This window comes from Streptococcus gwangjuense (assembly GCF_003627155.1).
GTDB classification, from domain to species: domain Bacteria; phylum Bacillota; class Bacilli; order Lactobacillales; family Streptococcaceae; genus Streptococcus; species Streptococcus gwangjuensis.
The window spans coordinates 1,883,157-1,897,501 of record NZ_CP032621.1 but is presented as its reverse complement, the minus strand read 5'-3'; the positions used below and the strand labels follow the sequence as shown (position 1 = coordinate 1,897,501).

Annotated in this window: 14 protein-coding genes; 5 read left to right on the top strand and 9 right to left on the bottom strand. The window is 40.2% G+C overall.

The annotated features are described in order from the left end of the window. Positions 1 to 71: 71 nt before the first annotated feature. Both D7D53_RS09535 and D7D53_RS09530 read right to left on the bottom strand, forming a co-directional pair. A complete protein-coding gene (locus tag D7D53_RS09535) occupies positions 72 to 1,922 on the bottom strand; it encodes a polysaccharide biosynthesis protein (protein ID WP_120770802.1) in 1,851 nt (616 codons plus the stop codon). 67 nt (positions 1,923 to 1,989) lie between these two features. Then, positions 1,990 to 3,027, bottom strand: a complete 1,038-nt coding sequence (locus tag D7D53_RS09530; protein WP_407829557.1) for a glycosyltransferase family 2 protein — start codon at positions 3,025 to 3,027, stop codon at positions 1,990 to 1,992. 150 nt (positions 3,028 to 3,177) lie between these two features. On the opposite strand from D7D53_RS09530, the gene D7D53_RS09525 reads away from it, so the two are divergent. The 5 genes from D7D53_RS09525 (at position 3,178) to D7D53_RS09505 (ending at position 7,423) form a co-directional block, all read left to right on the top strand. After that, positions 3,178 to 4,344: a CynX/NimT family MFS transporter gene (locus tag D7D53_RS09525; protein ID WP_120770801.1), complete on the top strand. Its 1,167-nt coding sequence runs from the start codon at positions 3,178 to 3,180 to the stop codon at positions 4,342 to 4,344. A gap of 138 nt (positions 4,345 to 4,482) precedes the next feature. Beyond that, positions 4,483 to 4,809, top strand: a complete 327-nt coding sequence (locus tag D7D53_RS09520; RefSeq protein ID WP_000273858.1) for a PadR family transcriptional regulator — start codon at positions 4,483 to 4,485, stop codon at positions 4,807 to 4,809. Next, complete coding sequence (locus D7D53_RS09515; RefSeq protein WP_120770800.1) at positions 4,796 to 5,389, top strand: DUF1700 domain-containing protein; 594 nt, start codon at positions 4,796 to 4,798, stop codon at positions 5,387 to 5,389. The genes D7D53_RS09520 and D7D53_RS09515 overlap by 14 nt, the downstream gene beginning before the upstream one ends. Then, positions 5,382 to 6,296, top strand: coding sequence for a DUF4097 family beta strand repeat-containing protein (locus D7D53_RS09510; RefSeq protein WP_120770799.1), 915 nt, complete (start codon positions 5,382 to 5,384; stop codon positions 6,294 to 6,296). Before D7D53_RS09515 ends, D7D53_RS09510 begins: the two co-directional genes overlap by 8 nt. Before the next feature lie 62 nt (positions 6,297 to 6,358). Next, positions 6,359 to 7,423: a DUF6574 domain-containing protein gene (locus D7D53_RS09505; RefSeq protein ID WP_120770798.1), complete on the top strand. Its 1,065-nt coding sequence runs from the start codon at positions 6,359 to 6,361 to the stop codon at positions 7,421 to 7,423. 65 nt (positions 7,424 to 7,488) lie between these two features. Here the strand turns inward: D7D53_RS09505 and D7D53_RS09500 are convergent, their stop codons facing one another. From D7D53_RS09500 to D7D53_RS09470, 7 genes are all read right to left on the bottom strand, one after another. Continuing rightward, positions 7,489 to 8,349, bottom strand: a complete 861-nt coding sequence (locus D7D53_RS09500; RefSeq protein WP_120770797.1) for a DUF4299 family protein — start codon at positions 8,347 to 8,349, stop codon at positions 7,489 to 7,491. A 121-nt stretch (positions 8,350 to 8,470) separates the two neighbouring features. Continuing rightward, positions 8,471 to 9,457, bottom strand: coding sequence for an oxygen-dependent tRNA uridine(34) hydroxylase TrhO (gene trhO, locus D7D53_RS09495; RefSeq protein ID WP_001030024.1), 987 nt, complete (start codon positions 9,455 to 9,457; stop codon positions 8,471 to 8,473). Positions 9,458 to 9,589: 132 nt separating this feature from the next. Next, on the bottom strand, positions 9,590 to 9,886 hold the full coding sequence (locus D7D53_RS09490; RefSeq protein ID WP_061864778.1) for a bacteriocin immunity protein: 297 nt from the start codon (positions 9,884 to 9,886) through the stop codon (positions 9,590 to 9,592). Positions 9,887 to 9,954: 68 nt separating this feature from the next. Continuing rightward, positions 9,955 to 10,644: a CPBP family intramembrane glutamic endopeptidase gene (locus tag D7D53_RS09485; protein WP_061864779.1), complete on the bottom strand. Its 690-nt coding sequence runs from the start codon at positions 10,642 to 10,644 to the stop codon at positions 9,955 to 9,957. Positions 10,645 to 10,879: 235 nt separating this feature from the next. After that, positions 10,880 to 12,361, bottom strand: coding sequence for an ABC transporter substrate-binding protein (locus D7D53_RS09480; protein ID WP_004263115.1), 1,482 nt, complete (start codon positions 12,359 to 12,361; stop codon positions 10,880 to 10,882). 103 nt (positions 12,362 to 12,464) lie between these two features. After that, positions 12,465 to 13,388, bottom strand: a complete 924-nt coding sequence (locus D7D53_RS09475) for a carbohydrate ABC transporter permease (protein ID WP_000818352.1) — start codon at positions 13,386 to 13,388, stop codon at positions 12,465 to 12,467. 13 nt (positions 13,389 to 13,401) lie between these two features. Then, positions 13,402 to 14,331 carry an ABC transporter permease gene (locus D7D53_RS09470; protein WP_049552653.1) on the bottom strand — a complete coding sequence of 310 codons (930 nt, stop codon included), beginning with the start codon at positions 14,329 to 14,331 and terminating at the stop codon, positions 13,402 to 13,404. Between the last annotated feature and the right edge of the window lie 14 nt (positions 14,332 to 14,345).

Sequence of the window (14,345 nt, the reverse complement as noted above, 5' to 3'; positions counted from 1 at the left end):
GAGCAAATCTCTACATAACAAAACGCATATTACCAAGGTTCTTCAGACCTGATAATATGCGTTTTTCTTTTTTATTCAACGTGGGTTGTTTGATTGGCAAAGGCGATAATAGCTTGCTTCAACTCATCTCCACTAAGAGTGCGGAACTCTTCAATCTTTTGATCGATGGCTTCTAGAGGCATGACATTAACCTTACCAACGAAAATCTTATCCATAACCTGGTTATCAACCAGTTCGGTTGATACCAAGAGTTCTTCGTAAAGTTTTTCGCCTGGGCGGATTCCAACTTCAACAATTGGAATTTCGCTTTCGGTGTGTCCACTTAGAAGGACCATTTTCTTGGCCAAGTCATAAATCTTGACTGGTTTGCCCATATCAAGGATAAAGACTTCCCCATCCTTGGCATAAGCACCAGCATGGATAACCAGACGGCTAGCTTCTGGAATAGTCATAAAGTAACGGGTCATGCGGAAATCTGTCACCGTTACAGGACCACCTTCAGCAATCTGACGTTCAAAGACTGGAATCACACTACCACGGCTACCAAGAACATTTCCAAAACGAACTGCACAGTAGGTCGATTGGCTACGTTGGTTAAAGCCAGTGACAATCAACTCCGCCACGCGCTTGGTTGCTCCCATAACATTTGGTGGATTAACCGCCTTATCTGTCGAAATCATAACCATCTTAGGTACTTTAGCTTCATCAACAGCCTTAGCAACATTGTAAGTTCCACGAATATTGTTTTTGAAGGCTTCTTTTGGATTGCGCTCCATCATAGGAACGTGCTTGTGAGCTGCCGCATGATAAACAATAGCTGGCTTGTACTTTTCAAAGACTTGCAAGAGACGATCATAGTCTTGAATATCTGCGATAACTGGTACATAATCAATCCCTTGGAACTTGCGAATCAATTCATGATAAACAAGGTAGATTGAGTTTTCCCCATGACCGAGCAAAACAATGCGTTCAGGATTGAAACGGCTAACTTGTCGACAGATTTCAGAACCGATTGAGCCACCAGCACCTGTAACCAAGATTGTCTTACCTGTCAGTTCTGCGCCCAGACGCGATTCATCAAGACGAATTTCCTGACGGCCCAAAAGGTCTGTGATATCAATCTTCTGGAATCCTCCACCTGCTTGGTGAAGTCCTTGAACAACCGTTTCAACTTTAGGCATCTTGTAACATTTGACACCCAGTTTATTACACATCTGCAAGATACGCTCATATTCTGACGGGTCAAGTGACGGAATCGCAACGATAACACGCTCAATTTGATGGCGTTTGGCTAATTCAGGCAGATTATCATATGAACCCAAAACAGGGATTCCACCAAGTTTTTGACCCTTTTTCTTCGCATCCTTATCCAAAATACCGACAAGTTCTAATTCACTAGTTGGATGTTGATAACTATCCATAAAGAGAGCTCCACCATCACCAGCACCAATCAAGAAGGTCCGACGGTGTTCTCCATCACCACTTCCCTTTTTGCGTTTGGAGTAGATTAACTGCCAAGTAATCCGTGGCAATAAAATCAAGAAAGTACTCAACAAGATAAAGAGGAAGATAAAACGGATAGAGAAGAGGGGCAAGAAGGCATAGCAGATACTATATGACAGGATACTGCTCGCAGTCACACCAAAAAAGATTTTCATGAAATCCGTAATCTTGCTGTAACGACTAATACTAGCGTTCAACCCCCAAAATGCAATCATCAATTGATAAAACAAGAAGGCCAAACTCGTATAGATAATGTAGTCAACAGGCGCTGGATTAATCAATCCGTAGAATAAGATATAAGATACAATGATGGAAACCACCATACTCAAAATATCAAATATTCCCCAGAAAACCTGTTTTTGTTGTTTATTTAAAATTTCCACCAGATCAATCACATAATCTGTGAGTTTTTTATTCATAGAAATTTACTCCTCCTTAAAAGAGTTTTACTATATTGTTATTGTAGCACATTTTAATTTATTTGGCTTATTTTTCCAAATAAATTACTGTTCCCTTGTACTCTTTCTTCCATTTAAATCCTCTAATCAAACCTACAATCGTTCCAAGGCCATAAGCACAGTGAATGGAAAATAAAAGAAAGGGCATCACAATTAGAAATCCATTTTTATGTTTTAATAAAGTCAGCAAAGTGAGTAATGACAAAAGTAGAAAATAGGCACCTAATTGTAAAGTTATGAATACGAATGTGATCGGTAACAATGCTAGACTAAACACAAGACTCAAAACAAATAAACAAGGAACATAGTGAAATAATGATAAACACTTAGGCTGAACATGACTTGTCAAGCCAATCCACAAACCATTTGAATACTTTTGATGCAGCATTTTCTTGAATGTTGGTCGAATATACTGATAAGATAGAATACTTGGGCTATAGCGGATTTTATAACCATGTTCTCGAATTCTATAATGAATATCATTATCTTCAGTTCGGCCAAGTTGCTCATTTACTAAACCAACCTTCTGGAAAACCTCTCGTTTATACATCCCATGAAAAATAGAAGAAACATATCTATCCTCGGAACTCTTTCGATAATTGGCAATGCTACTGCCAAACATATTTTCCTCAACAAGATGCAAGGTCTCTGCCCATTTTCCCTTTCCTTCAACAATCGTCGGTCTAGGTCCCCCACAGACTGATTCACCTTGTTGAATAACAGCCACATTATTCATTACAAAACTTTCAGTAACTTTTGAATGGGCATCAATTTTTAAAATAAGGTCTCCTACAGAATGTTTAACGCCCAAGTTAAAACCACTAGCTTGATTTTTCTTAGGATTGTTATACAATCTAATTGAGTTAAACTCTGTATCTTCTTTTATAAATTCCTGAATGATAGCTGTGGTCCCATCCGTGGACATAGCATTTATAAATAGAATTTCAATATTTTCTTTAGGATAGCTTTGATTTTTTAAGTCTTCAATTAGACCAGGCAAATATTTTTCTTCATTGTATGCACTGATTACAATGGATACGAGAAGACTTTCAACATTTTGAGTCACTACTACTCTCCTGAATTTTTCCTTCCACTATTTTATCATAATTTTCAAGACTTTCCCATTTTTATCTTGAAAGCCCAAAACCTTACTTGACATTATAGGGAAAAAGCCTTAAAATAAGCTGTTATTAAAATCAGCTAGAAGAGGTATTTTATGAAAAAGCAGTCACTCTTTTTTGTTCCAGGTATTATCCTGATTGGTGTTTCCTTGCGGACTCCTTTTACTGTTTTACCCATTATATTGGGAGATATTTCGCAAGGGCTGGGAGTAGAAGTTAGTTCGCTTGGTGTCTTGACCAGCCTTCCCCTCCTCATGTTTACTCTCTTCTCGCTCTTTTCTACCCGATTGGCTCAGAAAATTGGCTTGGAGCATCTCTTCACCTATAGCCTCTTCTTCTTGACCATTGGATCACTTATTCGACTAATCAATCTACCCCTGCTCTATCTAGGAACCTTGATGGTTGGGGCAAGTATCGCAGTCATCAATGTTCTGCTTCCTAGTCTCATCCAAGCCAATCAACCAAAGAAGATTGGTTTTCTGACCACCTTATATGTAACCTCTATGGGGATTGCGACGGCTCTGGCCTCCTATCTGGCTGTGCCTATTACACAAGCCAGTTCTTGGAAAGGACTTATCATCCTCCTCACCCTGCTCTGTCTAGCAACTTTTTTAGTATGGCTCCCAAATCACCGCTACAATCACAAACTGGCTCCGCAAACCAAACAAAAAAGCAAAGCAAAGGTCATGCGTAATAAACAGGTCTGGGCAGTTATTGTCTTTGCAGGTTTTCAATCCTTGCTCTTTTACACAGCTATGACCTGGCTACCTACCATGGCCATCCATGCAGGCCTATCCAGTCACGAAGCTGGCTTGCTGACTTCTATCTTCTCTCTGATTAGCATTCCTTTTTCAATGACCATCCCAAGCCTGACAACCAGCTTGTCTACTCGCAACCGTCAGCTCATGCTCACTCTGGTTTCACTAGCTGGTGTGTTCGGCATTTCCATGCTCTTTTTCCCAGTCGGTAATTTCTTTTACTGGCTTGCCATCCATCTCCTCATCGGAACCGCAACCAGCGCCCTCTTCCCTTATCTCATGGTCAACTTTTCACTCAAGACAAGCGCCCCTGAAAAGACAGCCCAATTGTCCGGCCTATCTCAAACAGGAGGCTATATCCTGGCAGCCTTTGGGCCAACCCTCTTTGGTTACAGTTTTGACCTTTTCCACTCTTGGGTGCCAGCTGTTGCTGCCCTCTTACTCGTCGATCTCCTGATGACTGCGGCCCTCTTTACAGTGGACAGAGCTGATAAAATCCTCTAAACTTCTAGTTTTCCTAGAAGTTTTTTTATATATAAAAATTTTACACATATTTCTTGACAGGGCTTTCTTTTAGATGTACAATGTATGTATAGAAAAATTATATATAAAAATCTTACACATTAGAAAAGGAGGTTCCCCATGTACTTTCCAACATCCTCTGCCTTGATTGAATTTCTCATCTTGGCCGTACTGGAGCAGGATGATTCTTATGGTTATGAGATTAGCCAAACCATTAAGCTCATCGCTAATATCAAAGAATCTACACTCTATCCTATCCTAAAAAAATTGGAAGGCAATAGCTTTCTGACAACCTATTCTAGAGAGTTCCAAGGTCGCATGCGCAAATACTACTCCTTGACAAATGGTGGTATAGAACAGCTCGTGACCCTAAAAGATGAATGGGCACTCTATACAGACACCATCAATGGCATCATAGAAGGGAGTATCCGCCATGACAAGAACTGAATACCTGACTCAGCTAGAAGTCTATCTCAAGAAACTACCTGAAGCTGACCGCATCGAAGCCATGGACTATTTCAGAGAACTCTTTGACGATGCTGGAGTCGAAGGAGAAGAAGAACTCATCGCTAGCTTGGGAACTCCTAAGGAAGCAGCTCACGAAGTCCTCTCCAATCTTCTCGATAAAAAAATCAATGAGGCACCCGCTCAAAAGAATAACCGACAAATTTTGCATATCGCCTTGTTAGCTCTCCTTGCGGCACCCATCGGTATTCCTCTGGGAATCGCCATCCTCGTGTCCCTGTTCGCAATCCTTGTGGCAGCCTTGACTGTCATTCTAGCTTTCTTTGCGGTTTCCATACTTGGTATCATCGGTGGATTCCTATTTTTAGTTGAAAGTTTCACTGTCTTAGCCCAAGCTAAATCAGCCTTTATCTTGATTTTTGGTGCTGGTTTACTGGCTATCGGTGCTTCTTCACTAGTCTTACTAGGTATTTCCTATGTAGCTCGCTTCTTCGGTCTACTCATTGTTCGCCTGGTGCAATTTGTTCTCAAAAAAGGAAAGAGAGGTGACCAGCATGCGTAAGTTTACAAAAGGATTTCTCATTTTTGGTGTGGTGACTACCATTATCGGCTTTATCCTACTCTTTATAGGTATTCAATCTGACGGGATTAAGAGCCTACTTGCCATGTCCAAGGAGCCGGTCTATGATAGTCGGATGGAAGAGCTAACCTATGGCAAGGAAGTCGAAAACCTAGATATTACGCTCCACCAACACGCGCTCACCATCACCGACTCTTTGGATGATCAAATCCATATTTCTTATCATCCATCTATTTCTGCTAACCAAGATCTTGTCACAAATCAAAACGACAAAACTCTAAGCCTCATTGATAAGAAACTGTCTGAAACTCCATTTCTCTCTTCTGGAATTGGCGGGATTCTCCATATCGCAAGTAGCTACTCTAGTCGTTTTAATGAAGTTATTCTCCAAGTTCCAAAGGGAAGAAGTCTAAAAGGGATCAACATCTCAGCAAATCGCGGTCAAACCAGTATCACTAATGCTAGTCTTGAAAATGCGACCATCAATACCAATAATAGCTATCTCCTCCGAATTGAAGGAAGTCGTATCAAAAACAGTAAACTCACAACACCAAATATTATCAATATCTTTGATACAGACCTTACAGATAGTCAGCTAGAGTCAACAGAACATCACTTCCACGCTGAAAATATCCAAGTTCACGGCAAGGTGGAATTAACTTCTAAAGACCATCTCTCAATCACTCTGACGCAAAAAGAAAGCCAACGAATTAATTGGGACATCTCAAGTAACTATGGTTCTATCTTACAAGCTACAAGAGAAAAACCTGGATCAAAATACACAGAATTAAGTAACCCTTACAAAACTGAAAAAGCTGGTGTCAAGGATCAACTCATTGCTAGAGCTGATAATGATATCATTCTAGTATCCACACCAATCAGACGTTGACAAAAGCGCTTACATCTGCTACTATGGAAGCATATTTATCTAACTAAAAAGGAGGTTCTACCATGAAACAAGAATGGTTTGAAAGTAATGATTTTGTAAAAACAACAAGCAAGAACAAACCTGAAGAGCAAGCTCAAGAGGTTGCAGATAAGGCTGAAGAAACGATAGCCGATCTCGATACACCAATTGAAAAAAATACTCAAGTAGAGGAGGAAGTCTCTCAAGCTAAAGTCGAACTTGAAAGCCAGCAAGAAGAGAAAATTGAAACGCCTGAAAACGATGAAGCGAGAACAGAAATAGAAGAAAAGAAAGCATTAGATTCTACTGAGGAAGAGCAAGACCTTTCTAAAGCAACAGAAAAAGTCACTATAGCTGAAGAGAGTCAAGAAGCACTTCCTCAGCAAAAACCAACCACGAAAGAGCCCCTTCTTATCAATCAATCCTTAGAAAGTCCCTATATCCCCGACCAAGCTCCAAAATCTACGGATAGATGGAAAGAGCAAGCGCTTGATTTTTGGTCTTGGCTAGTGGAGGCTCTCAAATCTCCTACAAGCAAGCTTGAAACAAGTAGCACACACAGTTACACAGCCTTTCTCTTGCTCATTCTGTTTTCTGCGTCTTCCTTTTTCTTTAGTATCTACCACATCAAACAAGCCTACTATGGACATATAGCAACTATGCATAATCACTTCCCTGAACAATTTGCTTCATTGAATCTCTTTTCGATTATCTCTATCCTAGTAGCAACAACACTCTTCTTCTTTTCATTCCTCTTGGGTAGTTTCGTCGTGAGACGATTTATCTATCAAGAAAAGGACTGGACGCTAGAAAAGGTTCTCCAACAATATAGTCAACTCTTGGCAATTCCAATCTTCCTCACTGCTATTGCTAGTTTCTTTGCCTTCTTTGATAGCCTACGATTTACAGCTCTCCTGTGTGTGATTAGCATTGGAATCATTCTGCTTGCCAGTCTCCATATCATTACAAGACCAAGTCAATCAAGTGAAACCGACTCCTTCTATCAATTATTCTTGTCTGTCCTTGTGAACGGAGTGATTATCCTCCTCTTCTTTGTAGCTGAAGTGGCACTGATTGGAGATTATCTTCGTATCTTAGCCTTTCTTTAAACTTTAATCCTGTCTTTCATGGCAGGATTTTTTCTATGTCAAAAAAGCAAGTCACTTGACCTGCTTTACTTTTCTTGTGCTAATACTTTAAAATCTTTGTCTAAGATGGGTTGCACTTCTAATTGATTGGCGTCTAGTTGGTGGTAAGATGCTGATGGTAGTGACTCTAGGAATTTTGCATAGTTCAAGCGGGCAGTGGCTTCATAGTCTTCTGGTTTAGAGCCATCTCCTGTGATTTGAACAAAGTCAATTTCCCACTGGACTTCCTTATCCACCAATTGCTCAATATAGGCTGCAGGTACAAATGGTTCTCTCGGAAAAACGGTCTTGACCCCTTGAGCCAGATGGTAAACACCGTGCACTTGGCCTTCTCCATCCTGATAGAAGGAAACTTTTGCAAAGTAGGCATCTGTCTCTTGAACCGCACGCACACGCGCTTCAAACTGTGCCAAGCCATCTTCTTCTAAAAAGCTTTTCAAGTCCTCATGACTAAAGAAAACAGGATTAAAAATTCCTTGGCAAATCGTAAAACGGGCTGCAGTGTCTGTCAGATGGGCTTGAATACTTGCTTGGAAATAAGCTTCAAAATCAAAACCATCTAGTCCTTCAATCTCAGTTCCTGTATAAGCAAGCAGAGCATCTAAAAATGCTTTGATAATCTGCCAGTCTGTCTTCGTGAGTAGGTCAGGAAGATCGACACGGTAAGCCTTTTGACCATCAGCATAACTGACCTTAAAGAGGAATTGTGATTGCCCCACTATCGCACACTCGATATACTCGAGACGATTAAGAGGCTGACGGAGATAGACAGCATCATAGCTATGTGACTCCAAACCATCTACCAAGGCCAAGACGGACTTGGCAGTCAAAATTTCCTGTTCTCCTAAAATGCTCTGTTTATTTGGAATAAAAAATGTTTTCGTCATAACTGGACTCCTTTGAAATCGTTTACATATAGTATACCCTATTTTCCTGAAAGATACAGAAACAAACTTTAGATTTTTTAGTAAAAAGCATAGAAAAACAGCCCCTAAGGACTGTTTAATCTTATACAGTAGCTGCTTGATCCAAGCTTTCACCGATAGCGGCTAGGCGCTCGACAACTTCAGCTTGTGTCAATTCATTTTCTGAAACATAGCGGTTACGTGGGTGAACACGGCACTCGTGTGAGCATCCACGAAGGTACTTGTCTTCATTTTCTTCTGATGTCAAGATACGACGGTTACAGAATGGATTTCCACAGTTGACATAACGTTCACATGGTGTTCCATCAAACCAGTCTTTCCCTACGATAGTTGGGTTGACATGATTAACATCTACGGCAATACGCTCGTCAAAGACGTACATTTTCCCATCCCAAAGCTCACCTTGGACTTCTGGGTCTTTACCGTAGGTTGCGATTCCTCCGTGCAATTGGCCGACATCTTTGTAGCCTTCACGGACCATCCAGCCTGAGAATTTCTCACAGCGAACTCCACCTGTACAGTAAACCACGACGCGCTTATCCATGAATTTTTCTTTGTTATCACGAACCCACTGTGGCAACTCACGGAAGTTGCGGATATCTGGACGGATAGCCCCACGGAAATGTCCTAGATCGTACTCGTAATCGTTACGAGTGTCAAGGACAACTGTATCTTCGTCAAGAAGAGCTTCTTTGAACTCTTTTGGAGACAGGTAAGCACCTGTTGTTTCAAGTGGGTTGATGTCATTGTCAAAGTCGTTGTCTTCCAAACCAAGGTGGACAATTTCTTTCTTGTAGCGAACAAACATCTTCTTGAAGGCTTGTTCACTTTCTTCGTCAATCTTGAACCAGAGGTCTTCCATGCCTGGGAGGCTGTGAACGTAGTCCATGTATTTTTGAGTTGTTTCGTAATCACCTGAAACGGTTCCGTTAATTCCTTCGTCAGCGACTAGGATACGGCCTTTAAGGCCTATTGATTTACAGAAAGCCAAGTGGTCTGCAGCAAATTGCTCTGCATTTTCAATTGGAGTATAAAGGTAGTAAAGTAAGACACGAATATCTTTTGCCATAAGATTTGTTCTCTTTTCTATTCTTAAATTTTCAGAATTTTTCATCTAACTATACTAGTATACCTGCTTAAGAAAACGAATGCAATTTATTTGACTGGAAATTGTAGAAGGGTGACCTGTCCCTACACTTCATCAGTAACCATAGCGAATCGCAGATAATTCTCTTAATTTCTTTATCTGCTCGGCTTGACTTTCTGACAAAGTCAGCTTGTTATCAATTAATACACGTGAGATGTCAATGTTAATTTGGCTCAGAATAAACGGAGTAGAGGTCCCATCGTCCTTTAATCGTCTTTTATAACTCACTAACTGATTTTTCAAAGGAGCAAGTTGAGGCGTATCCTTTATATCTTCCAATAGATGATTTATGATCGTCATGGCTTCACAACGTCTTTCGCTTCCTCCAGCAAACCATTTTAATGTTGTCATTCTCATTTTCCTCCTGAAACTCACTTATAAATTTGATAAACTATCATTCCTAACTCTCGCGTCAGTATTTACCCAAACACCCTCTGTAAAAAAGTCAGCAAAAATGGTAGGGTCGCTACAATATTATTAATCACATGCACCGCATAGGAAGGATAAATGCTCCTGGTATAGCGAGTCAAACCAGCAAAGATGATGCCAAATGTTGCAAAGACGAAGATATCTAACAGACTAGGCAGGCTTGAAAAATGAGGAAGAGCAAATAAAATGGAAGGAAGGAGCAAATCAAGGCCAAATCTCGAATGCTTAAAAAAGGCGTGTTGCAGTAATCCTCTATAGATCAGCTCTTCCATAAGTGGAGTCAGAAAGAACAGGGTTATATAGATACCTAGCTCAGCAAAGTTGGTCCCACTATAACCGATCAATACGGCCCAACCTTCAGCAGTTGACTGAACATGTTTAGCTGCCTGAACGTTAAAAGAGATATAGAGCACTACCACTAGTACTGTCAAAATCGAATACCAAAGCCATTTTTTTCTCGGAATGCGAAAAAGATAGCCGTGCCCTGTCTTAAACAGAATCCAAATCATGACTCCACTAAATAGCAAACTCAAGAGATTTTGAATCCAGACGAAATTGCCAATCTGGGAAGAAAATTGCCAATAATTTTGGACAATAAGCGTCAACTGAGAAAGACCAAATACGAAAAATAAGTAAGAGAAGACTGCGCTTATTTTGAAGACAAGCTGATACTTCTTCATATGAACTCTCCTTTGTAAACTCGAGACATCTCTAATATAAGCTATATTTTCCTAAATCCTTACTCCAAATCCTAAATGCTACTTGAGATTTCCTGAGTGGTTAAATAGTGATAAGAAAAACATGGATATCTATGCTCTCTCGTTTCAAAAAATCACTGCCTCCCCCATACCAACCTGAGGAAAACAGTGATTCAGTTTTTAGGAGTTAGGAATGAATACACGAAATCAATTGATCTTATGATTTTTTGTTTTTCAAGAATTCATCGTATTGTTTTTGCATTTCGTTCAATACTTTATCGTAAGCACCTTCAGATTTCAATTTTTCCATCAATTCTGGAATAGCTTTATCTGGATCTACAGTACCAGTGTTGATAGCTGTATCGAATTGTTGCATTGTGTTAGAGATAGCTGAGATTTCAGATTTCACATTGTCAGTGTTAAAGATGAATCCAAGTGCTGGAGATTCTTTAGCTTCAGCCAATTGTTTCTTAGAATCTTCGATTTGTTGGTCTGTAACGTTTTCGTTGATGTAAAGAATCCAGTTGTTACCAGTGTTCCATCCACCCATGTGAGTGTTTCCTTTGTAGCCATCAAGGACTTTAACACGGTTTTCTTTACCTGGAAGTTTTTCCCAGTTCTTGCCTTCTGGACCGTATACAAGACCATTCAAGAGTTCTGGGTTAGTGTTCAAGAGGTTCAACACTTCCATTGATTTTTCTTTGTTCTTAGAGTTGTTTGAGATAACAAAGTTAGCAACTTGTGTTGTTTGGTTTTTCTTGATGAAGTTAGTGATTGGTTTGATTTGGATATCTTTGTTAGCAACACGTGAAAGCAAGCTGTTACCGTAGTCAGCTGGTCCTACTGTTTCTTCACGAACGAACCAAGTATCTTGTTGAAGGTCAAATGAAGTATCGCTTGTTGCTACGTCTTTTGGAATGTATCCAGCTTCATAGAATTTGTGAAGAGTCTTCAAGTGTTCTTTAAAGCGAGGCACTTCGTAACGGTTTACAATCTTAGTAGTGTCCCCTTCAAGGTCGATAACGAATGGAAGTCCATTTGGAACTGGGTAGTCAAAGTTATCGGATGGGATGAAGTTCTTAGTAACCGCAAATGGCACTACATCTGGAGCTTTTTCTTTGATTTGTTTCAAGACTGGTTCAAGTGTTTCATATGAGTTTACACCTGAAATGTCGATACCGTATTTAGCAAGAAGAGTTCCGTTGAAGGCGAAGTTTTGAGATGACGCAACGTTGGCTGCAACTGGAACAGCGTAAATTTTACCGTTTACAGTATTACCCTTGATGTAAGCTGGGTCAAGTGCTTTGTAAAGGTCTTTACCTTCTTTTTTGTACAATTCTGTCAAGTCAGCATAAGCACCTTTTTGTGCATTTACAACGTAGTTATCTGCAAAGGCGATATCATAGTTTTCACCAGATGATGTGATAACTGACATTTTCTTGCCGTAGTCACCCCATCCAAGATATTGGATATCCAATTTGGCACCAACTTTTTCTCCGATGATTTTGTTAGCATTTTCTAGCAATTCATCCAAGTTATCTGGTTTGTCACCGATTTGGTACATTTTGATAACAGTCTTATCACCTGAAGCTGAGTCAGCAGCTTTCTTGTTACCTGAAAGGTTTCCACAAGCAGCGAGACCAGCAGCCAAAGCGACTACGCTAGCAGATGCAAAAGCATATTTTTTCCAGTTTTTCATGACAAAAACTCCTTTTTTTATTTTTAAACTTATAAACAATATAATGATTTTAACTTCACGCAAGGGAAGTTGGAAAATGAGAAATGTTTTTTCTCGACAAGCACTATTCTTTCACACCACCGATAGTCAAACCTTTTACAAAGTAGCGTTGGAAGAATGGATACAAAATCGCGATTGGAAGGGTTGCGACCACAACCATGGCCATACGACCTGTTTCTTTTGGTAGAGCAACTCCCAGTTGACCAGATAGACCGACTGCTTTTGCAATGTAGTCCATATTTTGTTGGATTTGCATGAGCAAATATTGCAATGGATACAAGTTGTCACTCTTGATGTAAAGAAGGGCGTTAAACCAGTCATTCCAGAAACCAAGAGCTGTCAAGAGCGTGATGGTTGCGATACCTGGTAGTGACAATGGCAAACAAATTTGGAAGAAAATCCGGGCCTCACTAGCACCATCGATACGAGCGGATTCTAGAATAGCTTCTGGAATGGTCTTCTTGAAGAAGGAACGCATCAAGATGATGTTAAATGGTGAGAGAAGCATTGGAACAATCAAGGCCCAAACTGTATCACCAAGTTGAAGTAAACGAGTTACCACGATATAGCCTGGTACCAAACCAGCGTTGAACAACATACTAAGAAGGGCAAAGATCGTAAAGAATCTGCGATACTTAAAGGTTGTCCGTGAAATGGCGTAGGCATAAGTTGTTGTGATAAAGACATTTGTCAATGTCCCAACTACGGTTACAAAGACTGAGATGAAGAGGGCTTGGAGGATTTTATCCTTAAACTGTGCCAAAAATTCAAAACCGTCTAATCCAAATTGGGATGGGAAGAAGCTATATCCATTTTGGAGAATACTCTTTTCATCTGTCACTGAAATAACAATAACGAATACGAAGGGTAGGATACAAGAGAGGGCGATCAAACCAGAAATAGTACTAAAGAAGATATCTGCTTTCTTACTGAAGGAGTGAATGCCGACATTATCAATTTTCTCTTTTTTAATTTTCTTTTCTGCCATATTCTCCTCCTTTCTAGAACAAGGCTGAGTTTGGATCAACTCGTCTTGCAAGTAAGTTTGATAGGACAACCAGAATCAAGCCGACTACTGATTGATAGAGACCTGCCGCTGAAGCCATCCCGATATCCGCTGTCTGAGTCAAACCATTATAAACATATACGTCCAAGACGTTGGTTACGTTATAAAGCTGACCAGCATTGTGGGGGATTTGGTAGAAGAGACCAAAGTCTGCACGGAAGATGTTTCCGACTGCAAGAATGGTCAATACGGTTACCAATGGTGTCAACTGCGGAATGGTTACATTGCGAATTCGTTGCCATTTGCTGGCCCCGTCCACGGTTGCTGCTTCGTAGTAGGTTGGATCAATTCCCATGATTGTCGCATAGTACATGACACTGCTATATCCAAAGCCTTTCCAAATACCAAGGAAAAGTAGGAGATAAGGCCAAATACCCAAGTCAGCGTAGAAATTGATTTCCTTCATCCCAATAGATTCTAGGAAATGGTTGAACACACCTTTATCAATGTTTAGGAAAGCATCTGTAAAGAAACTGATGATAACCCAAGACAAGAAGTAAGGGAACAACATGGAAGTTTGGAAGATCTTAACCATTCTCTTAGAACGGAGTTCACTTAAGATGATAGCAATCCCTACTGATACAATCAAACCGATAAAGATAAAGCCTAGATTGTAGAGGACAGTATTTCGAGTGATGATAAAGGCGTCTTTTGAACTAAACAAGAATCTGAAATTATCGAGTCCGACCCATTTACTATTCACGATACTATCTATAAATCCATTACTGGTCATGTGGTAGTCTTTAAAGGCAACCACGTTCCCAAATACTGGAATGTAGAAGAATAGAATCAACCAGAGTGCCCCTGGCAAAACCATCAAGAGAAAGATCCAGTTGTCTCTCAAGGTTTTTGAAAACTTATTCATAATTTCCTCCCCTT